The 23,301-nt window shown below is 52.5% G+C and carries 23 protein-coding genes; 11 read left to right on the top strand and 12 right to left on the bottom strand.

From position 1 onward, the window contains the following. Nucleotides 1-61: 61 nt before the first annotated feature. Nucleotides 62-1,627 carry a glutamate--cysteine ligase gene (gene gshA, locus ADINL_RS01870; protein ID WP_036543314.1) on the top strand — a complete coding sequence of 522 codons (1,566 nt, stop codon included), beginning with the start codon at nt 62-64 and terminating at the stop codon, nt 1,625-1,627. An 8-nt stretch (nt 1,628-1,635) separates the two neighbouring features. On the opposite strand, the gene ADINL_RS01865 is transcribed toward gshA, so the two are convergent. Further along, entirely contained in the window at nt 1,636-2,034 is a 399-nt protein-coding gene (locus ADINL_RS01865) for a flagellar basal body-associated FliL family protein (protein ID WP_036543312.1), read from the bottom strand. Nucleotides 2,035-2,217: 183 nt separating this feature from the next. On the opposite strand from ADINL_RS01865, the gene ADINL_RS01860 reads away from it, so the two are divergent. Then, entirely contained in the window at nt 2,218-2,694 is a 477-nt protein-coding gene (locus ADINL_RS01860) for an Rsd/AlgQ family anti-sigma factor (protein WP_036543310.1), read from the top strand. Beyond that, a complete protein-coding gene (locus ADINL_RS01855) occupies nt 2,691-3,662 on the top strand; it encodes a WD40 repeat domain-containing protein (RefSeq protein ID WP_036543306.1) in 972 nt (323 codons plus the stop codon). The genes ADINL_RS01860 and ADINL_RS01855 overlap by 4 nt, the downstream gene beginning before the upstream one ends. Nucleotides 3,663-3,715: 53 nt before the next feature. On the opposite strand, the gene ADINL_RS01850 is transcribed toward ADINL_RS01855, so the two are convergent. Both ADINL_RS01850 and ADINL_RS01845 read right to left on the bottom strand, forming a co-directional pair. Continuing rightward, a complete protein-coding gene (locus ADINL_RS01850) occupies nt 3,716-4,420 on the bottom strand; it encodes a BamJ family beta-barrel-assembly machinery protein (protein ID WP_036543302.1) in 705 nt (234 codons plus the stop codon). 92 nt (nt 4,421-4,512) lie between these two features. Continuing rightward, nucleotides 4,513-5,013 carry a TIGR02444 family protein gene (locus tag ADINL_RS01845; RefSeq protein WP_036543300.1) on the bottom strand — a complete coding sequence of 167 codons (501 nt, stop codon included), beginning with the start codon at nt 5,011-5,013 and terminating at the stop codon, nt 4,513-4,515. A gap of 19 nt (nt 5,014-5,032) precedes the next feature. Here ADINL_RS01845 and ADINL_RS01840 point away from each other — a divergent pair, with 19 nt between their 5' ends. After that, on the top strand, nt 5,033-6,961 hold the full coding sequence (locus ADINL_RS01840; RefSeq protein ID WP_036543297.1) for an ATP-binding cassette domain-containing protein: 1,929 nt from the start codon (nt 5,033-5,035) through the stop codon (nt 6,959-6,961). Between the two features lie 25 nt (nt 6,962-6,986). Here the strand turns inward: ADINL_RS01840 and ADINL_RS01835 are convergent, their stop codons facing one another. From ADINL_RS01835 to gmk, 4 genes are all read right to left on the bottom strand, one after another. After that, nucleotides 6,987-8,246: an HDOD domain-containing protein gene (locus ADINL_RS01835; RefSeq protein ID WP_239644313.1), complete on the bottom strand. Its 1,260-nt coding sequence runs from the start codon at nt 8,244-8,246 to the stop codon at nt 6,987-6,989. A gap of 224 nt (nt 8,247-8,470) precedes the next feature. Then, on the bottom strand, nt 8,471-10,585 hold the full coding sequence (locus tag ADINL_RS01830; RefSeq protein ID WP_036543290.1) for a RelA/SpoT family protein: 2,115 nt from the start codon (nt 10,583-10,585) through the stop codon (nt 8,471-8,473). An 84-nt stretch (nt 10,586-10,669) separates the two neighbouring features. After that, nucleotides 10,670-10,882, bottom strand: coding sequence for a DNA-directed RNA polymerase subunit omega (rpoZ, locus tag ADINL_RS01825; RefSeq protein WP_036543285.1), 213 nt, complete (start codon nt 10,880-10,882; stop codon nt 10,670-10,672). A gap of 55 nt (nt 10,883-10,937) precedes the next feature. Next, complete coding sequence (gene gmk / locus ADINL_RS01820; protein WP_036543283.1) at nt 10,938-11,555, bottom strand: guanylate kinase; 618 nt, start codon at nt 11,553-11,555, stop codon at nt 10,938-10,940. Between the two features lie 193 nt (nt 11,556-11,748). Here gmk and ADINL_RS01815 point away from each other — a divergent pair, with 193 nt between their 5' ends. The 5 genes from ADINL_RS01815 (at nt 11,749) to ADINL_RS01795 (ending at nt 17,389) form a co-directional block, all read left to right on the top strand. Beyond that, entirely contained in the window at nt 11,749-13,332 is a 1,584-nt protein-coding gene (locus tag ADINL_RS01815) for an ABC transporter substrate-binding protein (protein WP_036543280.1), read from the top strand. 67 nt (nt 13,333-13,399) lie between these two features. Next, on the top strand, nt 13,400-14,386 hold the full coding sequence (locus ADINL_RS01810; RefSeq protein ID WP_036543277.1) for an ABC transporter permease: 987 nt from the start codon (nt 13,400-13,402) through the stop codon (nt 14,384-14,386). Between the two features lie 27 nt (nt 14,387-14,413). Beyond that, nucleotides 14,414-15,367 (top strand): ABC transporter permease, encoded by a 954-nt coding sequence (locus ADINL_RS01805; protein ID WP_036543273.1) that lies wholly within the window; start codon nt 14,414-14,416, stop codon nt 15,365-15,367. A 1-nt stretch (nt 15,368) separates the two neighbouring features. Further along, complete coding sequence (locus tag ADINL_RS01800) at nt 15,369-16,343, top strand: ABC transporter ATP-binding protein (RefSeq protein ID WP_036543270.1); 975 nt, start codon at nt 15,369-15,371, stop codon at nt 16,341-16,343. Beyond that, nucleotides 16,340-17,389, top strand: a complete 1,050-nt coding sequence (locus ADINL_RS01795; RefSeq protein WP_204368183.1) for an ABC transporter ATP-binding protein — start codon at nt 16,340-16,342, stop codon at nt 17,387-17,389. The genes ADINL_RS01800 and ADINL_RS01795 overlap by 4 nt, the downstream gene beginning before the upstream one ends. On the opposite strand, the gene yfiB is transcribed toward ADINL_RS01795, so the two are convergent. From yfiB to ADINL_RS01775, 4 genes are all read right to left on the bottom strand, one after another. Further along, entirely contained in the window at nt 17,367-17,846 is a 480-nt protein-coding gene (gene yfiB / locus ADINL_RS01790) for an outer membrane lipoprotein YfiB (RefSeq protein WP_036543266.1), read from the bottom strand. The genes ADINL_RS01795 and yfiB overlap by 23 nt on opposite strands. 32 nt (nt 17,847-17,878) lie before the next feature. Next, nucleotides 17,879-19,117, bottom strand: a complete 1,239-nt coding sequence (dgcN, locus tag ADINL_RS01785; protein ID WP_051632476.1) for a diguanylate cyclase DgcN/YfiN — start codon at nt 19,115-19,117, stop codon at nt 17,879-17,881. Next, complete coding sequence (gene yfiR / locus ADINL_RS01780; protein WP_051632475.1) at nt 19,114-19,695, bottom strand: regulatory sequestration protein YfiR; 582 nt, start codon at nt 19,693-19,695, stop codon at nt 19,114-19,116. The genes dgcN and yfiR overlap by 4 nt, the downstream gene beginning before the upstream one ends. A gap of 98 nt (nt 19,696-19,793) precedes the next feature. Beyond that, nucleotides 19,794-20,654: a YicC/YloC family endoribonuclease gene (locus ADINL_RS01775; RefSeq protein WP_036543262.1), complete on the bottom strand. Its 861-nt coding sequence runs from the start codon at nt 20,652-20,654 to the stop codon at nt 19,794-19,796. Nucleotides 20,655-20,746: 92 nt separating this feature from the next. Between ADINL_RS01775 and rph the strand changes: the two genes are divergently transcribed. Next, entirely contained in the window at nt 20,747-21,520 is a 774-nt protein-coding gene (gene rph, locus ADINL_RS01770) for a ribonuclease PH (protein ID WP_051632474.1), read from the top strand. A 58-nt stretch (nt 21,521-21,578) separates the two neighbouring features. Here rph and ADINL_RS01765 read toward each other — a convergent pair whose 3' ends face one another. Next, a complete protein-coding gene (locus ADINL_RS01765; protein ID WP_036543260.1) occupies nt 21,579-22,352 on the bottom strand; it encodes an exodeoxyribonuclease III in 774 nt (257 codons plus the stop codon). A 165-nt stretch (nt 22,353-22,517) separates the two neighbouring features. Between ADINL_RS01765 and pyrE the strand changes: the two genes are divergently transcribed. After that, on the top strand, nt 22,518-23,159 hold the full coding sequence (gene pyrE / locus ADINL_RS01760) for an orotate phosphoribosyltransferase (protein WP_036543415.1): 642 nt from the start codon (nt 22,518-22,520) through the stop codon (nt 23,157-23,159). Nucleotides 23,160-23,301: the final 142 nt, after the last annotated feature.

The following is a 23,301-nucleotide window of genomic DNA, read 5'->3' as shown; positions in this document are numbered from 1 at the left end:
AATGTCTTAAAACGATAATATCCGGTCAGCACACATGATCGCAGCAACAGGAAATTGAATCTTGCCAGCCTCCCTCGATCACAATTTGAACCAGTTGCTGCGTAATGGCAGCATTCAGCTACTCACTCAACTGCAACACGGACTGGAAAAAGAGGGGCTGCGTGTTACACCCAGCGGCCATCTGGCACAAAGTGCGCACCCCAAAGGACTGGGTTCTGCACTGACGCACAGTGAAATCACCACAGATTATTCTGAAGCCTTGCTGGAGTTTATTACGCCAGTATTTCAGAACACCGAAGATATGCTCAATCATCTGAGCGACCTGCATCGCTTCAGTTATGAGGTCCTTCAGGACGAGCTCATCTGGTGTGCCAGCATGCCCTGTGACATTCAAAGCGAAGCTGAAATTCCGATCGCCTATTATGGCGATTCCAATATCGGCCGCCTGAAACACATTTACCGTGTAGGCTTACAGCATCGTTATGGCAAAATGATGCAAACTATTGCCGGGATACACTACAACTTCTCTCTTCCGGAACAACTCTGGCCCGCCTATCAAGCGATTTGCAACGACCATGGCAGCATGCAGGATTTCCGCTCTGCGAGTTATTTCCGTCTGATTCGTAACTTCCGTCGCTTCAGCTGGCTGTTATTGTATCTGTTTGGTGCATCACCCGCGCTCTGCAAGAGCTTTATGGGCGAGCAACCGCATAACCTGGAAACCCTGGCAAGAGACACCCTCTATCAGCCCTGGGCGACCTCTTTAAGGATGAGTGATCTGGGTTACTCCAACCGCATTCAGTCCTCTTTGAATATCTGCTATAACCGCCTGGACAGCTATACCGACTCACTGCAACGTGCAATTCGCACATCACACCCGGCCTACGAGCGATTGGGCGTCAAAGTGCAGGGAGAATACCGCCAGCTGAACAGCAACATTCTGCAGATAGAAAACGAGTACTACAGCGACATCCGCCCCAAACGGGTGACCGAGTCAGGTGAAAAGCCGGTACAGGCATTATTAAGCCGTGGCGTTCAGTATATTGAAGTCCGTAATACCGATATCAATCCGCTGCTGCCTATTGGCATCAGTGCAGAACAGGCATCATTCATGGATGCCTTCTTGGTTACTTGCCTGCTCTGCAATGATGCCGAGCTCAGTGATCGCGAATGTAATCTGATTGCTGAGAACCACCAGCGTATTGTCAACCGGGGCCGGCAACCAGACCTGACGCTGCTCAGCGCACAAGGCGAAGTATCACGCGAACAACTGGGGCAGGATATCCTGGAGCAGATAGCCAGAACAGCCAGTGTACTGGATGAAGCCAATCAGACCCAACGCTACAGTCATGCCGTCACTTTGCAACGGGAAAAGCTGCGCACGCCTGAACTGACACCTTCCGCTCAAGTCCTGGAAGCGCTACGCCAGCACGGCGGCAGCTATCATCACTGGATCAGGGATCTGAGTCAGCAACACCGTCAAACACTCATGCAGGAGCCCCTGGAACCGGGACTCAAAGCACGCCTGTTAACCGAAGCACACACCTCCCTTCTGGAACAAGCCAGCATCGAGACGGCTGACACGCTCAGTTTCGATGCGTTTCTGGCCCGCTACAATCAGGCCTGAGTGAATACTTACTGAATCACCAGGCTGGTGAAAAACAGGTCATCCACCTGAGGATGACCTGTTTCATCGACAAGCACCTGCTGTACAACACGCAGCGCTCGCTGTGCCAGTAGCATCTGAGCCTCTACAGTCGCCAGGTCTGCCTCTTTTTGTGCCTTGAACAAAAAAATCAGATCATTGCGAATATGTGCCTTATGCTTTTCAACATCGATTCGACTGCCTCCCGGAGCTAAATGCAGAGTGACATCAGCTTTCATAAAACGCAGCGGTCCAGTCTGCACTTCACCAAAATTGGTCACAAACGACTGCAGTTCAATATAGTTCAGGTATTCTTCTGCCTGAACCCAGCTGGGTGGGAACACGACCAGAACCAGCATTAGCAGAACTCGTTTAGTTAACACATTCATCTCCTGTGAGAATAATAACTCTTTCGTATTAGCCCCGGATTTATTAGGACTAAGTAGATAGGTTTGGTTGCCGCACGCCATGTCTCGCATTACTATGGTGCTTATGCAGCACCTGTTTATCATGGTAGCCCATGACCTGACAAGTACGGCCATCTATTCCGCCTGATAAGGAGAACTTTAGCCATGTTGGAAAAATGTCGCAACGCCCGGGAACGCTGGGGTGGTGTCAGTCAAATCATCGACCTCTGGCTGGAACAGCGTCAGCAACTCATCAGCTGCTTTATCAGTCTGCCAGAAACAGAAGTCGGCGAGCCACTCAATAGCCGGCTGGATACCTTCTGCTCCTTACTGATTGACTATATCTCCTCGGGTCATTTTGAGGTTTACGAGCAGTTGCTGAACGAAGGCAATGAATTCCAGGACGGCAGTGTCGAGCAGGCACAAAAGCTGCTGCCTCGCATCCAGCCAACAACAGACTTTGCACTGGACTTTAATGATACCTGCCAGGGCTTCAGCCAGCCTACTTTGCAGGAGCTGAGAGACTTCTCCAACCAACTGTCACGTCTGGGAGAAATGCTGGAAGAACGTTTTTCGATCGAAGATCAATTAATCGAAATACTGCATACAGCACACACTGAACAGGCGAATTCTATCGCATGAAACGTCAGGTCATCCTGCTGAGTCTGGCTCTGCTGTTACTCAGCGGCTGTGACTCTGCAACACATCCCGAAAACAGCTACCCGCTGACGGCGGGTGGTGCCTATAGTGCATCGCTTTCACTGGATGGCCGTTTTGCGATGATTGGCTCTTTTGAATTCGGCGGTCACCTCTGGGATCTGCAAGACCGAGAGCGTTTGTATGATTGGAACCATGTACAGGGTGGCTTTTCCGACCTGGTGGCCAGTGCTTTTTCACCCGACAGTGACTTTGCAGTAACAGCAACCACGACCGACCTGGTACTCTGGCAGACCCACAATGGCCAGCCTGTCTGGTTCTGGAGCAGCCCAGGTGAAATTTTGGACATGGCGCTGTCTGCACAGGGAGACTTCGCCTTGCTGGGACTGGCAAACCACACAGCCGTCTACTTTGACGTTAAAAACGGCGGTATTCGCCGAACACTGCGCCACCCTGCACGGGTACGTAGCGTCGCCTTGAGCCAGGATGGCCGTTTCGCGCTGACGGGTGCCGATGACTACATTGCCCGCTTTTGGGATCTGGAAACTGAAACCCTGATCAGTGAGCAGCATTTTGACAATATCGTCAATCGAGTTGCTTTAAGCCCGGATGGGCAGTTGGCATTCAGCGCAGCTACGCTGAGCAGCGCCCGACTCTGGGATACCCGCAGCGGTGAGCTGCTCCACTCTCTCAGTGGTGATGAATCCTTTATTACCCGCAGGCTCAGCCATTTGGCAGCACGCTTCTCAGCAGATGGACGTCAACTCCTGACAGGAACAGCCTCTGGACGGGTCATGTTGTGGGACACTGAAACAGGTAAATACCTGCAGAGCTGGCGTGTTGAGCAGCGCGGTCGAATGGGGCCGGTACAAACCGGTGTCTATGCGGTTGGCTTTTCCAGCCGTGGAAAACTCGCCATCGGCTCAAACGGCCTGCTGAACGAGCTGAATTAAAGCGGAACAGCCCGACACCAGAGTATCGGGCTGACCTACCGAGCAACTCTGAATCAGTTGCTCATATCCGGGTTGATCTCGATCAGCTCAACCTCAAACACCAGTGTTTCATTTGGACCTATGGCATTGCCCATTCCGTTCGGGCCGTAAGCCAGATCAGAAGGAATCACCAGCCGCGCTTTCTCACCGGTTTTCATCAGCTGCAACCCCTCGGTCCAGCCACGGATTACACCGCTTAGGGGGAAAGAAACCGGCTCACCGCGCGCATAGGAACTATCGAACTCAGTGCCATCAATCAACTGGCCCCGGTAATGTACCTTGACCACATCTGCGGCACTGGGTGATGCACCGGAGCCTGCTTCCAGCTCTTCGTACTGCAGACCGGAATCCGTAGTCGTCACACCGGAACGGGCTGCATTTTCAGCCAGGTAGGCTTCGCCTTTACTCAGGTTTTCAGCTGCCTGTTCAGCAAAAGCAGCGCGCTGTGCTTCCATCTGATTTTGCTGAAACGCCTGCATGGTTGCCATGATCTCTTCAGGCGTCATCAAGGCATCCTGATTACCATAGACGGTATCTATGCCAAGGCGAAAGGCTTCAGTGTCCAATGTCTGGAAATCATGGATCAGGATATTTTCACCAATCATAACCCCCAGACTATAGCTCAATTTGGCTTCATCTGTGGTCAGCGCTTGCGCCTGCACACCCTGAGCCAGACCGACACTGCCGGCCAGCATCGCTGCCAGTGCAATTTTCTTCATATAGGCTTCCTATCAATTAATATATGGCTGTCACGCGTCATTCTTAGGCGACCATTTAACGCTAAAGTTCAGTCCCCGCACCATGATACCGATCATGAACTGACAGGCAACTGCAAAAATACTCTGCCCAACTGCTGACAACAGAGCCAGCAACCATTTTTATGCAGCAATCCCTGAGAATCCACATAGGCACGCAGATTTTGCTCCATCAACACTTGCGGAGTGCTGGCCGGATCGGCAGCAGGGGCAGATTGTGCCCCCTCCCAGAGTAGTGCGATGTCCACACGCTCCATCTCCAGCTCGGCGTTTTTAAGTTCAGCATAACACGCCGAGAATAACGGCCGGGAAGCCACCTGTTCGCGCAACTGGTAACGCAACTGGCGCAACGGCAGCAGAAACGAGGCACGCCAACCGGCATCATTATCGCGGTAGGCTGCGGCCTGATAGCACTGTCGCTGCTGCGTAAGCCAGCCACATAATAACAGGCTGTTCACCTGCAAGCCGTAGGACTGCGCCTGTAAACAGAGCCTCTCGACCTCAGCGCTGATATAAACCGCTGATGCATAGTGCCAAAGTGGATTGTCCAACTGCATTCTGTGCTAAAATCCCGCCATGATTCAGATCACTGACCTTAGCATACAACGCGGCACCACCCGACTACTAGATCATGCCAACCTGACCCTGCACCCTGGCTGGAAGGTTGGTATTATCGGTAGCAATGGCGTGGGCAAATCCAGCCTGTTCCAGCTGTTACTGCGCCAGCTGCAACCGGATACCGGCGAGCTTCGGCTATCCGAATCTGCCATTCTGTCGCACATGGCACAGGAAGTGGCCGCTACTTCACAGGTGGCATTGGCGTTCCTGCTGGATGGTGATCAGGAACTGCGGGAAATCCAGGCACAACTGACCGAGGCTGAAGCCAGTCACAACCCGGCACGCGCAGGCGAGCTGCATGCCGAACTGGAACGTATTGATGGCTACCGTGCTGAAGCACGTGCTCATCAATTGCTGAACGGGCTGGGGTTCAAGCCCGGCGATGCAGAAAAACCGGTGGCTGCTTTTTCCGGTGGTTGGCGTATTCGTTTGAATCTTGCACGGGCACTGATGTGCCGGTCCGACATTCTGTTACTGGACGAACCTACCAACCACCTGGATCTGGACGCGACACTCTGGCTGGAGCAGTGGTTAAAGAGCTATCAGGGCACCCTGTTACTCATCTCCCATGACCGTGATTTTCTCGATAATGTTGTGGGTCATGTCGTGCATATGTCAGCACAACAGCTGACCCTTTACAAAGGCAACTACACCGCCTTTGAGCGCGCCAAATCCGAGCGCCTGTCACAACAGCAAGCGGCGTATGAAAAACAGCAGGAACGCATTCATCAGATCGAGAATTTTGTTCGCCGTTTTCGCGCCAAAGCCAGCAAGGCCAAACAGGCACAAAGTCGACTGAAAGAGCTGGAGCGCATGGAACAGCTCTCTCCCGCCCATATCGACAGCCCGTTCAGTTTTATATTTCCGAACAGTGACAAGACATCAACACCCCTTCTGTCACTGCAACATACGGCGCTGGGCTATGCCAACACCTCAATCCTGAACACCCTGTCCCTGACACTCACTCCTGGCGAGCGTATTGGTCTCCTGGGCCCGAATGGTGCAGGAAAATCAACACTGATCAAAACCCTGACCGGTGATTTACAGCCGTTGTCGGGAGAACGCGTCTGTGGCGAGCATTTGCGTATCGGTTACTTTGCACAGCATCAGCTGGAAGCGCTGGATCCTGCAGCCTCTCCATTTCTGCACCTGCAGCGACTGAGTCCCAAGGCAACTGACCAGTCCATCCGGGACTTCCTCGGCAGTTTCGATTTTGTAGGTGACAAGGCACTGACGCCGGTAGAGCGTTTCTCCGGTGGCGAGAAGGCCCGGGTCGCACTCGCACTGATTGCCTGGCAACGCCCCAACCTGTTATTGATGGATGAGCCTACCAACCACCTGGACCTTGAAGTCTGCCATGCGCTTACGCTGGCATTACAGGGCTTTGAGGGGACACTGATTCTGGTCTCGCATGACCGACACCTGCTACGCAATACGGTCGACAGTTTTTTACTGGTCGCAGACGGTGAAGTGCGTCCCTTTGATGGAGACCTGGATGATTACCAACTGTGGCTGGGACAGTACCGCCGTCAGCAAGCTGGCTCCCTTCAAACTGATGAACGCCCGGCTAGTGAGCGTTCACTGAATGCCAGCGAGCGCAAGGAACTTAAACGCCTTCAGGCTGAGCAGCGTGCGGCATTACGCCCCTTGCGCCAGCGCGTCGAAAAGCTGGAACAGCAAGTGGCCGCCATCAGCCAGCAACTCGCAGCACTGGAACAACAACTGGCCGATGCTGACCTCTACTTGCCTGAACAAAAAGATCAGCTCAAGCAGCTCTTGCAGCAGCAGGTCCAGCTGAAACAGTCACTGGAGCAGCATGAGCTGGACTGGATGGAGCAACTGGAAACCCTGGAAGCACGGGAAGCCGAACTCGGCGATCCCGCCTAATCAAAGCTGAAAACCCAAAGGCGCTTCAGCTCTCCTCATGCCCCTGAGCAAAAAGATGTGCCAACTCACGCAGCTGCTCCTGATTATTCAGGAAAGACTCCACGGCCAGCTCCTTCAGTTCAGGGGTTAAACCGATACGCAGTAATTCACTGGCAGAAACAGGCTCAACCGGACCATCACTGTAACCCAGTTCACGCAGAATCCGGCTGGCAATGTGAATCAGCTGTGCATACTCGGCATGCATGCCGGTGTAACCAGGTTCATGCTGACGCCGAACCGCGACACAAACCTCAGCAGGTAAATCCCAGTTTTCCAGCAACCAGGCGCCGACCTGTTCACGTGTCAACCTCAGCACCTGTTGTTCAACCAGAGTACAGGGCAGATGAGGGTTGGCCTCTATGTAACGTGACAGGGTCGAAAACTGTGCCGGGAACAGATGGGCGAGCAGCAGATAACCAAAGTTATGTAACAGGCCGGACAAATAGACCAGGCCAGGCTTGGGTCGTTGCTCACTCTGCACCAGGCGGGCAAGGTGATCTGCAAACACCGCCAACGCAACTGACTGCAACCAGAAAGGTGTTCCGCCGCGTACCATATTTTCAGGCAGGCTCATGATACGCCCCATTGCAACACCCAGCGCCAGATTAATCACCAGATCAAACCCGAGTACACGAATCACGGCATCTTCGATCGACTCCACCTTACCAGGCGCAGCATAGTAGGGAGAGGCCGCCCAACTCATCACTTGCGCACAGACGGGCGCATCCAGTTTGATCACTTTGAGCAGGTCATCGATATTTCCATCAGGATCACTGCGCAACATGATCAGTTTACGCGTTGTCTGGCTGAAACCCGGTAGACTGAGCGTATCTTCCAGACGCTGACGTACCCGCAAGGCTGAAAAATGCTCCAGCGCCCGGGTAATGGCTTCGACATCTGATTGCTGCGGCGTGTGTTCACGAATCAGCTCAGAAGTGAGCCCCAAAGGTCCGTGGTACTCGGCTTTTTTCAGCCATTCGTCACGCACACGAAAACGCAAACCGGTGAAGGGTTCCCAGAGTTCATTTTTATGCTTCAGGTCAACGGCACTGTCGATCACCAGCGGCATTTCCAGCAGTTGCTGCTGCCCCCAGGGGGTTTTCAGCCCATCCTGAGTGAAGAAGCGACGTGCATCTTGGCAGCTGACCGGCTGCAACTGACGCCCGGTTAAACGCCACAAGGAAGCCAGGTTGAGCAGTGCGTGTGCAGGCAAGAGAACCAAAGCCTTTCCCTGCTTATCGTGCACCAGAGCTATCCTGACCACATGTTGTTCCACATGACCCAAAGGTCTCGCACCGACAGACAATTTACTACCCCTCGTGTTGTAATAACCTGTTTATTCTTAAAGTTAGTGTAACAGAAGCTGGACAAAACCAAACCATTCAATCCCGAGTCGATTCAGCACTCAGAAGAGGCCCTGTCCATGGCAACAATATCAGGATATTGAGACCACAATCCTGACCTGTAACACTAAGGACGGATAATTTTCAGCACCGCGCGCAGACGTCTGAGCTTCTTGATTACTGCTGCCAGGTGGACACGATTATTGACGGCCAAATCCATCTGGACCTTGTATATCTGTCCTTCATGCTCACCGCTGTCGATCTTCAACAGATTCGCGCCAGCTTCGGTCACAGCAGATGCCAGGTTGGCGATAATGCCACGCTGAGACTCTACCTCCAGCATCAGCGTCACCGGGTACTCCTCGGTTTCGCTACCTGACCACTCCAGGTAGATACAGCGCTCAGGATCATCTTTCAACGTACCCAGATTGCCGCAATCTGTACGATGTACCACCATGCCTTTGCCTGCACTGAGATAGCCTACAATCGCATCTCCCGGTATCGGGTGACAACAACGGGCATATTGCAATACCACACCTTCTACACCCTTAATGGCGATCGGCTTACCCTTGGTACGCTGCGGCGTGTCCTCTTCCACAGTATCCGGCTTCAGGCGTCGAGCTACCACGTAGGCCATGCGATTACCCATGCCGATATCTTCCAGCAGGTCCTGCAGTGAACTCAATTCCGCTTCACGCAACACACCCATCAGCTTGTCCGCATCGACATGCTCAAGCGAAGTACCATAATTGCTCAGGAACTGGTTCAGCAAGCGCCGCCCCAGCTCGATGGATTCGTGACGCTGCTGGTTTTTCAGGAAATGCCGAATACTGGAACGCGCTTTTCCGGTGACAACAAAGTTAAGCCAGGCCATATTTGGCTGAGCTCTTGGTGTGGTAATAATTTCGACCGTCTGCCCACTTTCCAGAGGTTGCGACAGCGGTGCCAGACGTCGGTCTATACGACAGGAAACACAAGAGTTACCCACATCTGTGTGAACAGCATAGGCAAAGTCGACAGGGGTTGCGCCTTTCGGCAATTCCAGGATACGCCCTTTGGGCGTGAACACATAGACTTCATCCGGGAACAGGTCTTTTTTGACATGCTCGATAAACTCCATGGAGTCACCGGCCCGCTCCTGCATTTCCAGCAGGCCTTTCACCCACTTGCGGGCGCGGTTATAGGAACCGACGGCGCTGTCGGAATCACCATACATCTTGTAATGACTGTGCTCGGCGATCCCCTGACTGGCGACAGCATCCATTTCATGCGTACGAATCTGCACTTCAATGGTGATGTCCTTGGCTCCAAACAGATCGGTATGGAGTGACTGATAACCATTGGCTTTAGGTATCGCGATATAATCCTTGAAACGCCCTGGAACCGGCTTGTAGAGATTGTGTACCGCACCCAGGATACGGTAGCAGTCATCGACTGTTTCCGTGACAATGCGGAAGGCAAACACATCCATGATGTCGACAAAGGCCTTACGCTGGGTTTTCATCTTTTTATAGATGCTGTACAGATGCTTTTCACGCCCGGTGACGGAGCCCTTCAGACCTTCCATCTTCAAGCGGCCATCAATCGCTTTCTCGATACTGCTGATGACGTCCTTGCGCTGCCCCCGGGCCTTGACCACGGCTCGGCGGATATATTTCGCCCGCATCGGGTGATAGGCCTGAAAGGCCAGATCTTCAAGCTCGACCTGCAGATCTCGCATACCCAGACGGGCCGCCACAGGCGAATAGATATCCAGAGTTTCACGTGCGATACGGCGCTGTTTTTCCGGTGGCATGGCACCCAGTGTGCGCATGTTATGCAACCGGTCAGACAATTTGACGATGATGACGCGGATATCCTCCGCCATTGCCAGCACCATTTTCTGAAAATTTTCCGCCTGTGCTTCCGCGCGGGTCTCAAACTCCAGATGGGTCAGCTTGGAAACACCATCGACTATATCGGCAACAGATTGACCAAACTGTTCGGCTATCCCTTGATAGCAAATATCCGTATCTTCAATAACATCATGCAACATGGCCGAGATCAGGCTGGGATGATCCATGTGCATATTGGCCAGAATTGAGGCTACCGCCAGCGGGTGCGTCACATAGGGTTCACCGCTTTTGCGTCGCTGGCCGTCATGGGCTTGCTCAGCGTAAAAGTAGGCTCGCCGGACCAGATTAATCTGCTCCGGATCAAGATACTCTGTTAAACGCTGAGAAAGATCATCAATGGTCGGCATCACCCCTCCTGTATGGACGGTGTCTTTCAATAAAACCACCGCCCTGTCAGTGATGATGCCGCATCAGAGGGAGAATTGGAAGAATCAGAACTCTTCGGCATCTTCAAGCACAGAACGGTCAATCAGACCCGCACTGATTTCACGCAACGCAACCACTGTCGGCTTGTCATTTTCCCACTCAACCTTGGCATCTTTGCCACCTACAGCCAGCTGACGCGCACGCTTTGAAGCCACCATTACCAGCTCAAAACGATTTTCCAGATTATCAAGACAGTCTTCTACAGTTACTCGGGCCATACCAACCTCAGAATTCGGGGCAAAAAAGATGCAATAGTTTACGAAATGATCAGTTTTACGACAAGAGTTCTGCCAGCAAACCCGCATGACGGCACTGCTGAACTTCCTGCCGCAGGCGTCTGGCTACAAACACACTGTGCAACTCGGCAAGCGCCTGGTCAAAGTCGTCATTAATGATAACATAATCGAACTCAGGATAATGACTCATCTCATCCACCGCCTTGGACATTCGATGCGCAATCACCGCTTCATCATCCTGTCCACGCCCTTGCAGACGCTGCGCCAGCACGGCCTTACTCGGAGGCAGTATAAAAATCGACAGCGCATGCTTCATCAGATGACGGACCTGCTGAGCACCTTGCCAGTCGATTTCCAGAATAACATCAACACCTTCAGCCAACTGTTCAGCGACCCAAGTCTGGGAGGTACCGTACTTGTTACCAAAGACTTCGGCGTATTCCAGAAACACGGCATCATTAATCATCTGGTCAAACAGCGCCTGGGAGACAAAATTATAGTCCTTGCCATCCTCTTCCCCTGGACGAGGAGCTCGGGTGGTATGAGAGACAGATACCCGCACGCCGGCATCACGCTTCAGCAGCGCTTTGACCAGGCTGGTTTTACCCGCACCCGATGGTGCCGAAATGATATAAAGTGTTCCTGGCGTTTTCATGACCCTATCCTGAATGAAATTGTCATTATACATCGTCAAGCAGACGTGTATTTTATTGATTTATCAGTTCAGACATCATACTAGATAAACATCTGATCTGAAGCTACGCTTATAAGCTGTTTGAACAAAAACAAAAAACTGCCCGGGAACCCAACCGCGCACTCAGGATATTATCATTTCATGAGGAACCCACATGAATAAAATGCTTCGTGCTGTCACACTCGGAACAGCGTTATCCATGCTTATGATCACAGGCGCCAGCGCCCAAACGCTTCGCTGGGCCAGTGCCGGAGACTCTCTGACGTTTGATCCACACTCTCAGAACCATGGTCAGACACATGCTGTCGCGCATCAGATTTATAACCCGCTTATTTACCTGGATCTGGATTCAGAAATGCAGCCGGGACTGGCCACTTCCTGGGAAGTAACCGACAATCCAAATGTCTGGGAGTTCAAACTGCGTGAAGGCGTGACCTTCCATGACGGCAGCCCTTTCACGGCTGAGGACGTGGTCTTTTCATTCCAGCGTGCACAGCATCCAAACTCGGATATGCGCACCCTGATCAGTTCAGTCGTCGAGGTCCGGGCAGTAGATCCGCTGACCGTACATATTGAAACCAATGGACCGACTCCGCTGCTGCCCAACAATCTCACCAACCTGTTTATCATGAGCAAGGCATGGGCCGAAGCGAATAATGTAACTACGCCACAGGACTACTCTGCCGGTGAAGAGAATTTCGCCGTACGTAACGCCAATGGTACAGGACCTTTCCGCCTGGTCAGCCGCGACCCTGATGTGCGCACCGAGATGGTTCGTAATGATGAGTACTGGGGTAAAGAGCAGTTCCCCATGGAAATCAGCCGTGTTGTGCTGACACCGATCCAGTCAGCTGCCACACGCGCTGCGGCAATGCTGTCAGGTGAAATTGATTTCCTTCAGGATGTGCCCGTTCAGGACATTAACCGACTGAGTGGATCAAACAATATCACCATGCTGTCCGGACCAGAAAACCGTACCATTTTCTTTGGTATGGATCAGGGCCGGGAAGAGCTGCGCACCTCCAACATCAAGGGTAAAAACCCCTTTGCCGACAAGCGTGTTCGTGAAGCGATGAATATCGCCATCAACCGCCAGGCGATTCAACAGGTGGTGATGCGCGGGCAGTCAGTTCCAGCGGGCATGATTGCACCCTCATTCGTCAACGGCTATACCGCTGAGCTGGATACGGTACCTGCAACCGATGTCAATCGCGCCAAGGCATTACTGACTGAAGCCGGTTATCCGGATGGCTTTAATGTCACCCTGACCTGTACCAATGACCGCTATGTAAATGATGAAGCGATCTGTCAGGCTGTAACCGGCATGCTGGGTCAGGTCGGTATCAATGTACGCCTGGATGCACGCGCCAACAGTATTCACTTCGCTGAACTGCAGCAGGGTGAACTGGACTTCTACATCCTGGGCTGGGCAGTACCACCACTGGACTCTCATTATGTGTTTGACTTCCTGCTGGAAACCAAAACACCGGATACCGGTGCCTGGAACTTCACCGGCTGGTCCAATGCCGAGTTTGACAGCCTGTCACGTGCCTTGCCAACCGAAACTGACCTGACCGAACGTAATGCCAAAATCGCCCGTGCCTGGGAAATTGTGCAGGATGAAATCGTCTACCTGCCGGTCCATCATCAGGTACTCAACTGGGCCGTCCGTCAGGATATCGATTTTGCGGTACAGTCCCAGAACCAACCGATGCTCAAATACCTGAAATTTAAATAATACTGACACCTTCCCCTTGGTATAGCGACCAAGGGGAAGCTCTGTTATTTCAGAAGAGCATTACATTATGATCGCAATGTTAATTCGCCGCCTGATCCAGGCGGTTATCGTGATGTTGGTGGTTGCCTTCATCTCTTTCAGCCTGTTCCAGTTTGTCGGCGACCCCATCAACAACATGGTAGGCCAGGAAGCCAGCCAACAGGATCGTGCCGAGCTGCGTGAGCGCCTGGGATTAAACGATCCAATACCGATACAGTTTTTCCGTTTTGTCGGTAATGCCGTTAAAGGGGAATTTGGCATCTCCTATCGTATGGCACGTCCGGTGTCCGAGGTAATTGCTGAACGCCTGCCTGCCACGCTGGAGCTGGCACTGGTATCCGGTGTACTGGCGATCAGTCTGGGGATAGCACTTGGTGTATATACAGCACTGCGCCGCGATGGATGGCTGAGCCACTTCATTATGTCCTCTTCCCTGATTGGTGTTTCATTACCTACGTTCCTGATTGGTATCCTGCTGATCTATGTTTTTTCAGTGGAGCTGCAATGGCTGCCTTCATTTGGGCGAGGTGAAACCGTACAGATTACTGAAAACTGGAGCACCGGCCTGCTGACAGTTTCCGGCTGGAAATCCCTGATTCTGCCAGCAATCACGCTCGGGCTGTTTCAGTTAACACTGCTGATGCGCCTTGTGCGCGCAGAAATGCTGGAAGTCCTGCGTACTGATTACATCAAATTTGCACGCGCACGCGGCATCAAACAGCGCTCCATTCACTTTCGCCATGCACTGAAAAACACCCTGTTGCCGGTCATCACCATTGCCGGACTGCAGCTCGGCTCGATTATTGCCTTTGCAATTATCACTGAGACTGTCTTTCAGTGGCCAGGTGTAGGTCTGCTGTTTATCAATGCTATCCGCTTTGTCGATATTCCGTTCATGTCGGCATACCTGCTGTTGATTGCACTGGTATTTGTGGTGATCAACCTGATCGTGGACCTGCTCTATTTTGCGGTAGACCCTCGTCTCAGAGTCGTGAAACGCAGCGCAGGACGCTGATACTGTAGTTTATATGAGTAAGTGGATATGACTGATCAAACCACACCTTCTACACCGCCAACGAATGATGGCCTGGTGCGCCGTATTCTGGACAGTGATCTGTTCTATGACTTCAGCCGTCGTCCGATCATTATTTTGTCGGCCATTCTGACACTTGTCATCATTCTCGCCGCAGCGCTGGCACCCTGGATCGCACCCCACACCCCCTTTGATCCCTCAACGCTGAACCTGATGGATGGCTTCACACCGCCCATGCAACCAAATGCCTTTACCGGCAACCTTTACTGGATGGGCACCGACAGCCAGGGGCGTGACATTTTTTCGGCCATTCTCTATGGTGCGCGCATTTCACTACTGGTCGGTTTCGCAGCCGTCGCTTTTGCCGCGATTCTGGGGATCACCCTGGGGCTGATCGCAGGCTATAAAGGTGGCTGGGTCGACACCCTGATTATGCGTATTGCCGATGTTCAGCTGAGCTTTCCGGCGATTCTGGTCGCACTGCTGATTTTTGGTATCACCAAAAGCCTGATCCCCAGTGAAATGCAGGAGCAAGCGGCTATCTATGTGCTCATTCTGTCGATCGGATTGAGTGACTGGGTGCAATATGCCCGCACCGTCAGAAGCTCCACGCTGGCTGAGAAAAACAAGGAGTATGTTCAGGCAGCCCGATTATTTGGTGTGTCCTCCATCCGCATTCTGGCACGGCATATCCTGCCAAATGTGATGGGACCCGTACTGGTCATCGGCACCATCGGCCTCGCACTGGCCATTATTCTGGAATCCACCCTGTCATTTCTTGGCGTCGGGGTACCGGCGACCCAACCCAGTCTTGGCACCCTGATTCGGGTAGGTAACGAATTCCTGTTTTCTGGTGAGTGGTGGATTACACTCTTTCCCGGCATCACGCTTTTGATCCTGGCGTTGTCAGTCAACCTGCTAGGCGACTGGTTGCGCGATGCTCTGAATCCAAGGTTACGCTGATATGACAGATGCACTACTCTCAGTCCGAGACCTGGTTGTTGAATTTCCGAAACGCAAAACACGCCTGACGGCTCTTGACCAGGTTTCCTTCGATATACGACCTGGCGAAATTCTGGGCATGGTGGGTGAATCCGGTGCCGGCAAATCGCTCACAGGAGCGGCTATTATCGGTCTTCTGGAGCCACCCGGGCACATCGCTTCAGGAGAGATCTGGCTGGGTGACCAGCGTATTGATCAGTTGCCCTATGAGCAGCTCCGCCGTCTGCGCGGCAAGCGTATCGCCATGATTTTCCAGGACCCTCTAACCTCACTGAATCCGATACTTACGATTGCTGACCAGTTAGTTGAAACCATTCAGACGCACTTGCCGCTGAATGACAAGGCGGCACGGGCACGCGCCATACAACTGCTGGATGAGGTCGGTATTCCTGCTGCAGAAAAGCGCATTGATGACTACCCCCATCAATTTTCAGGCGGTATGCGGCAACGCGTGGTGATCGCACTTGCGCTGGCCGGTGAGCCAGAACTGATTATTGCCGATGAGCCGACGACCGCTCTGGATGTGTCCGTGCAGGCGCAGATTATTGATGTCCTTAAGCGCATGTGCCATGAGCATGGTACTGCGGTAATGCTGGTCACCCATGATATGGGCGTCATTGCCGAGGCCTGCGACCGGGTGGCGGTAATGTATGCCGGCCGTATCGCCGAGATCGGTGATGTGCGACAGATAGTCAAACACCCGCAACACCCTTATACCCAGGGCCTGATGGGCTCCATCCCTTCGATCACGCAACAGGTGGATCGACTGGTGCAAATACCCGGCAGCATGCCAAGACTGGATGCGATACCTAGCGGCTGCGCCTTCAACCCGCGTTGTAACCAACGCCTACCACGCTGTACCCAGGATCGCCCGGACCTCATCACGACTGATCAAGGACACGTCGCCTGCTGGCTGTATGAAGGAGCGACCCCATGAGTCTTTCTGTGCGACAGGAATATCCCGACATGAAACAACCCTTGCTACAGGTACAAAACCTGTCATGCCACTTCGACGTTTCAAAACCCTGGTTAAACCGTGTGATAGAGAGTGAGCCTCAACGCTTTTTAACCGCAGTAGATCAGGTTTCATTCAGCGTAAATCAGGGAGAAACCTTTGCTTTGGTCGGCGAGTCCGGTTCAGGTAAATCCACTATCGCCAAATTGATTGTCGATCTGATTCACCCCTCTTCAGGGGAAATACGTTTTGATGGAAAGATACTGCGCGAAACCCGCGGGGAGGCATTCAAGACGCTGAGACGGCGGATTCAAATGATTTTCCAGGACCCCTTCGCCAGCCTGAATCCTCGCTGGCGGGTCGGCGATATCATTGCAGAACCCATTCATGCGTTTGGCTTGGCTACCAGCCAGGCCCAGGTCACACGAACCGTTGAAGAGCTGCTGGATAAAGTGGGTCTGGCAGGCCGTGATCGACATAAATACCCACACGAGTTTTCAGGTGGGCAGCGACAGCGTATCGCCATTGCACGCGCCCTGTCCGCCCAACCGGACTTTCTGGTCTGTGACGAACCTACCTCAGCCCTGGATGTCTCAGTACAGGCACAAATACTCAACCTGATGCGAGACCTGCAGGATGAGTTTGGCCTGACCTATCTGTTTATCAGCCACGACCTTTCAGTTGTCAAGCATATGGCCGACCGTATCGGGGTGCTTTACCTAGGTTCAATGGTTGAAGATGCTCCCAGCGAACAACTCTTCAGCCAACCAGCACACCCCTATACCCGTATGCTACTGGACGCCATCCCCGACCATGAGATGAGTGGACGCAGACGTAAACCCGTAACAGGCGAAATACCCAGCCCTATCAATCCGCCGTCAGGTTGCACCTTCCATCCACGCTGTGAATACGCAGATACACTCTGCAAAGAGCAGCGCCCTGCCGTAGTGACGCACAACGACAGTCAGGTTGCCTGCTGGGCGGTGGAGCAGGCGCGCATTCCAGTCAAGGGGTTACAATCAGTGTAACCCGTCTGTTCTGGGCCCGCCCTTCCAGCGTATCGTTACTTGCCACCGGAAACGCACTACCCATGCCCTGTGCCTGAATGGCAGAGGGCTGCATACCGGCCGCTTCGATCTCGCGTCCGACAGCATCGGCACGCTGCTGAGAAAGTTGCAGATTATAGCCAGGATCACCGATCGTATCGGCATGACCTTCTATACGAATTTTATCTATCCCGATATCCAGCAGAGTACGCCCCAAGCGCTGTACTTCCTGCTGACTTTGTTGATTCAGGGAGGCCTCATCAAAGCCGAACAGGATAAGCACCGACAGATTCAATACCCAGTCTTCTCCCAGCGGCTCAAAGCCTTCTTGCTGTAAAACCCTGACCTGCTGAGGTGAGAACCCCTGCGGTAAACTCTGGCAAGCAGTCAACAGCAGCACCAACAGCAGGCTGCATAGATAACGTGTATAGTTTTGCATCTCACTCCTTCTCGGACTCATTAAGTTTTCCATTAAAATCCACATCCATTTTTACCTTCGCGCTTCACACCATACATCGCCGCATCCGCGGCATGCATGAGCTCATCGACACTACTGCCCTGCTCTGGATACCGGGCAACACCGATACTGATAGATAAAGTCACCTCATCACCCGATGACAACTCTAGAGGCTGATTAACAGCATGAAGCATTTTCAGGCACACGCGTTCGACTTCGTCCAGATCACCCACATGGTTCAGCAACACACAAAACTCGTCACCGCCCATGCGGGCCACCAGGTCAGTCTCTCGCAAGGCTGACTGTATACGCACCGCCAGGGCCTGTAACACCTGATCACCGGCTGCATGCCCATAGGTATCATTGATGGTTTTAAAGCCATCTCCGTCAATATAGAGAATACTGAGAGGCGTAGCATGAGCAGCAGCATAATCCAGTGCACGCTGTAACGCTTTTTCAAAGTAGTGACGGTTAGATACCCCCGTCAATGTATCGTGATGCGCGTGATAATGGAGATCATGGTTCATCGCCTCCATTGCGCCTTGCCACTGATGCAGTTCATCCAGCAGCGCATTAAAGTCGACACGCAAGTGATCAATTTCAGCAATTTGACTGCGTGAAACCCTCAGACTGAAATCACGACTGCTACGCACTCTGGCAGTAATATCTGCCAGTTCCAACAAAGGCTCACTGAGCTGCCGTTGCAGCCGCTGCGTGACACGCCAGATCAAGCCACCCGTCAGCAGCATACACACCACCAGCGCCAGTAAGCCACTCAGCATAAAGCGCAGAATTCGCTCACCTTTTGGCCATAACGTCAGTGTTGCCAGCGTCTCACCCTGCATCTGCACCGCAACACTGACAGGGTCAAACATCTGCTCAACCAGCGCATGCATCCAGGGCCTCAGGCGCTCATCATCGGGCAGAACCCAGATATCAAAACGCTCCCCTGATACCAGAGATAAATGCGCTTTGACTACATCGGCCTGAGGGAGCAGCTGTTGCAGCTGTTCCTGCATCACTTCACGGTCATCAAAATATACGGAAGCTTCGATGGTGACCGCAGCAGAACGTGCCACTAACTGTAAATTCATATGTGCCAGGCTTAATAGCTTCAATACGCCAATCAAGCCCATCACAACACCCACCAAGACCACACTGCACAGTACCACTGTCAGGCTGGTGCGTTTATAGAGTGTTTTAAGGCTGGGCAAGGCAGCAGACCGATGTCGGTGCTGGTGCGATTGAGTCATTCGTCGATCCTTCGCTGTCCAAGTCTGAGCACGCCGGGGTGCACACGCAACTGACTGCGGGCAACTGCGTCCAGGTTCACCTTAAAGCTGGGCCGTTCGCCGGGAAGGATCTGGAAACAGAACATCGACCCAACGCGACAGGCCTCATTCTGTTCATCAATTGTCAGTATGGCGCTGCCATATAACTTCGTATACAGATGGTCGATATCATCCGCAGCCGTCATCGGGGCAATGTACACTATCTGACAACCCAGCAAGGTCGCAGTGATCAAATCAGACAGCTGGCGACTACGAATGGAATAGTCACCGACCTGATATTCAGCAGCCAGTAAAGCAGAGGCATACTGGGCGTCACCCAGCACACAGAGTTCAAGGTCCTTCAGGCCATCCGGCCAACGGCTGTAATGGATAATACCCACAACCAGCTCGGCAACCGCTTCAGAGGCACCCGGCTCAGCCGGATCAACAGCATCCGGTATTTCACGCGCATACATCAATGCACTGCTGACCAACGCTATCAGCAGTATTCCTGCCAGCAGCAGTTTCGGTGTATATCGACCTAATGGATTCAGGGGCAAAGGCAGTCCTTCTCAATCAACCTGGCAAGTGTTCGTTATCCTTGCCTGATTAGGCTATCGGCCAGAAGATTCATGGCTTGAATTATTTGGACACAAAACTATTCGATATTCTGAATTTGCTCACGCATCTGCTCAATTAACACCTTGATATCAATCGCCGCCTGGGTGGAAAACAGGGCAACTGATTTGGATGACAGGGTATTGGCTTCACGATTGAGTTCTTGCATCAAAAAGTCCAGCTTGCGCCCCATCGGTTCCTGCGTCAGCAGAATACGCCGAACTTCATCCAGATGAACCGCTAATCTGTCCAGCTCCTCATCCACATCGGCTTTCTGGAGAAGTAGTGCCACTTCCTGCTCCAGACGTGCCGGGTCTACATCCTGTACCAGCCGGGCAGTACGTTCCTGTAACAATGTTTTCTGCCGCTCCAGGATTGATGGCAGCTCATCGCGCAAGGCAGACAAAATCTCTGCAATCGCATCAAGACGTTGATTCAATAGCGTACGTAACGTCGCGCCTTCCCGCTCTCGACCTGCACAGAGGGCATCCAGCGCCTGATCAAAGCCTGCAAGCAATTCTGCCTGTGACAGATTTTGCGGCTCCTGCTGCTTAATCACACCCGGCCAACGCAGTAACTCCATCGGTGACAGCGTTGTTGAAGCCGGGAGCTGTGTTTCCACCTGAGCAATAGCTGTCAGCAACGCGCTCACCAGCTGATCATCCACTTGCAGGGCGGCTGTCGTCAGATCTTCAACTGTCCGCAATGACACTTCAACCTTACCGCGACTCAGGCGGCTGCGCAGACGTTCACGCAACAGCGGCTCAATCTCACGGCAGTGCTCAGGCAGGCGAAAATGCATTTCCAGAAAGCGGCTATTGACGGAGCGTAACTCCCATTTGATTTCCGCTGTCTCTATTGACGTATTTTGAACGGCAAAAGCGGTCATGCTTCGTGTCATCTTCGGCAATCTCGATTAAAATTGACAGACTGATCATATTAACAGTCTTGTGCGCGTGACTCCACGCGTGGCAGGACAAGCAAGGGGATACAATGAGCACCAGTCTGTCAGAACAGTTAAAGGGCCTAGGATTAAACAAATTACGTCCGGGGGGACGCCAACCGGACCAATTGCGTGAAATAAAAATGACCCGTCAGTATACGCGTCACGCTGAAGGCTCTGTTCTGGTCGAGTTCGGTGATACCAAAGTACTTTGTACTGCCAGCGTTGAACGTGGCGTTCCCCGCTTCCTGCGTGGTTCCGGTTCAGGTTGGGTCACAGCGGAATATGGCATGCTTCCACGAGCCACTAACACCCGTAATGACCGCGAAGCCAGCCGCGGAAAGCAATCCGGTCGTACGATTGAAATTCAGCGATTGATTGGACGCTCTCTCAGAGCGGCAATTGATCTGAAGAAGCTTGGCGAAAATACCATCACCATCGATTGTGACGTCATTCAGGCTGATGGTGGCACACGCACGGCTGCGATCAGTGGTGCCTGTGTAGCTCTGGCTGATGCGATTGAGTTTCTGCGCAAGGATAAAAACGGTGCCGTAAAGGGCAATCCGTTTAAACAGCTGATTGCAGCTGTTTCAGTTGGTATCTGCAAAGGTGAGCCAGTGCTGGACCTGAACTATGAAGAGGACTCAGTGGCCGAAACCGACATGAATGTGGTGATGACTGAAGCAGGTGGCTTTATTGAGGTTCAGGGAACCGCTGAAGCCGCACCCTATACGCAGGATGAACTCAATGCCATGCTCGATCTGGCACGTAAAGGTATTGCGGAGATTCACCAGATACAGCGTGAAGCACTAAAGAACAGCTAATACTTTGCTAAAAGCCACTGGCTGAAGCCCCGGAAGGATGGCTTCAGCCAGCACCACCTCAAATATCCAGGTCGTAATCAATAATCAGCGGCGCATGCTCAGAGAAGCGCTGCTCCTTGTATATCGATACCGCTTTGATCGATTTACGCAGATTAGGCGTGGTGATCTGGTAATCCAGACGTGCCCCTTCGTTCAGTTTCCATGCCCGGTTGTAATCCGGCCACCAGGTATACTGCCGGTCAGCCTTATTCACCTGACGGAAGGCATCTACATATCCCAGATCACCGAACACTTCTTCAATCCAGATGCGTTCCTCTGCCAGAAAGCCTGATACCCGCTGATTCACATACCAGTTACTGAGATCGACAGGCTTATGCGCAATGTTGAAGGTACCGGTAAAAATGAAGTCACGACGCTTGCGCAACGTTTTCTTCAAATGCGCCATGAACAGATCCAGATACTCCATTTTGGCAGCCTGGTCCTGATCACTTTTCAGGCCTGACGGGATCGTCAGTGAGGAGATACTGAATTTATCAAAGTCGGCCTGAATAAACCGACCATTAAAATCACATTGCTCAAAACCTAACCCGGTCATCACCGCTTTAGGCACATGACGCGTATAGATCGCCACGCCACTGAAGCCATCTTCAAAGGCGTCAAAGTAATAGGCATGGTAACCCTCTGGATGATAACGCGCAGCATCCAGTTGATACTCTTTGGCTCGCAGGCTTTGCAGACACACGACATCTGCATCCTGCCTGATCATCCAGTCAAAGAATCCTTTATCGGTGGCTTGCTCAATACCCTGAGTATTGAAAGAGATCACACGCATAGGTGGGCGGCTCCGTTGAGCAGGTTCGGTGTTATAAGTATTAAGTCGTAGATTGTATCGGTTACAAGGGCAAAAAGAAATTTATACCGTCAAACTTCATGGATCAGAACGCCCATGAACGCTATCATTACACACTTATCCACAACCCCTATCAGCGAATTGACTATGCACGATTACCAACGCGAGTTTATCCAGTTTGCCATCGACACCCAGGTGCTACGATTTGGCCAGTTCACACTTAAATCCGGCCGTGTCAGCCCCTATTTTTTCAATGCCGGCCTGTTTTGCTCTGGCGAGGCACTGCGCAAACTGGGTCAGTTCTATGCGGCTGCGTTACAGCAGTCGGGCGTAGAGTACGATCTGCTCTTTGGGCCAGCATATAAAGGTATTCCACTAGCGGCCACAACCGCAGTTGCACTGGCAAACGACTATCAACAGGACGTGCCCTATGTCTTTAATCGTAAAGAAGTCAAAGATCATGGTGAAGGCGGTTCGCTGGTTGGTGCCGAGCTGAAGGGTCGCGCATTGATTATTGATGATGTGATCACCGCAGGTACGGCCATTCGTGAAGTGATGTCGATACTCGATCAGGCCGGCGCACAACCTGCTGGGGTCCTGATTGCACTGGATCGTCAGGAAAAAGGGCGCGCAGAACTCTCTGCGATACAGGAAGTGGAAAGAGACTATAACATCCCGGTGATCAGTATTATCACCCTGAGCCAACTGATTGAATACCTTGAGCAGCAAGGTGATATGCCTGAGGCGCTTCAAGCTATTCGGGAATACCGCGAAGCCTACGGGATCTAATACGCTACCAGGCCAAGGATGGCCGCATGCAGAAAACGCAGGAGCGGTTTTCTGCCCGTTCATCCATGAACATACACCCTTCCCGTGCATCCATGCGCTCGCGGCATACCGCTCATCCATGAGCATAAAAAAAGGGGTTACC

Origin of the sequence: Nitrincola lacisaponensis, assembly GCF_000691225.1 — a bacterium.
GTDB classification, from domain to species: domain Bacteria; phylum Pseudomonadota; class Gammaproteobacteria; order Pseudomonadales; family Balneatricaceae; genus Nitrincola; species Nitrincola lacisaponensis.
This window is presented reverse-complemented; position numbering and strand designations above follow the sequence as displayed.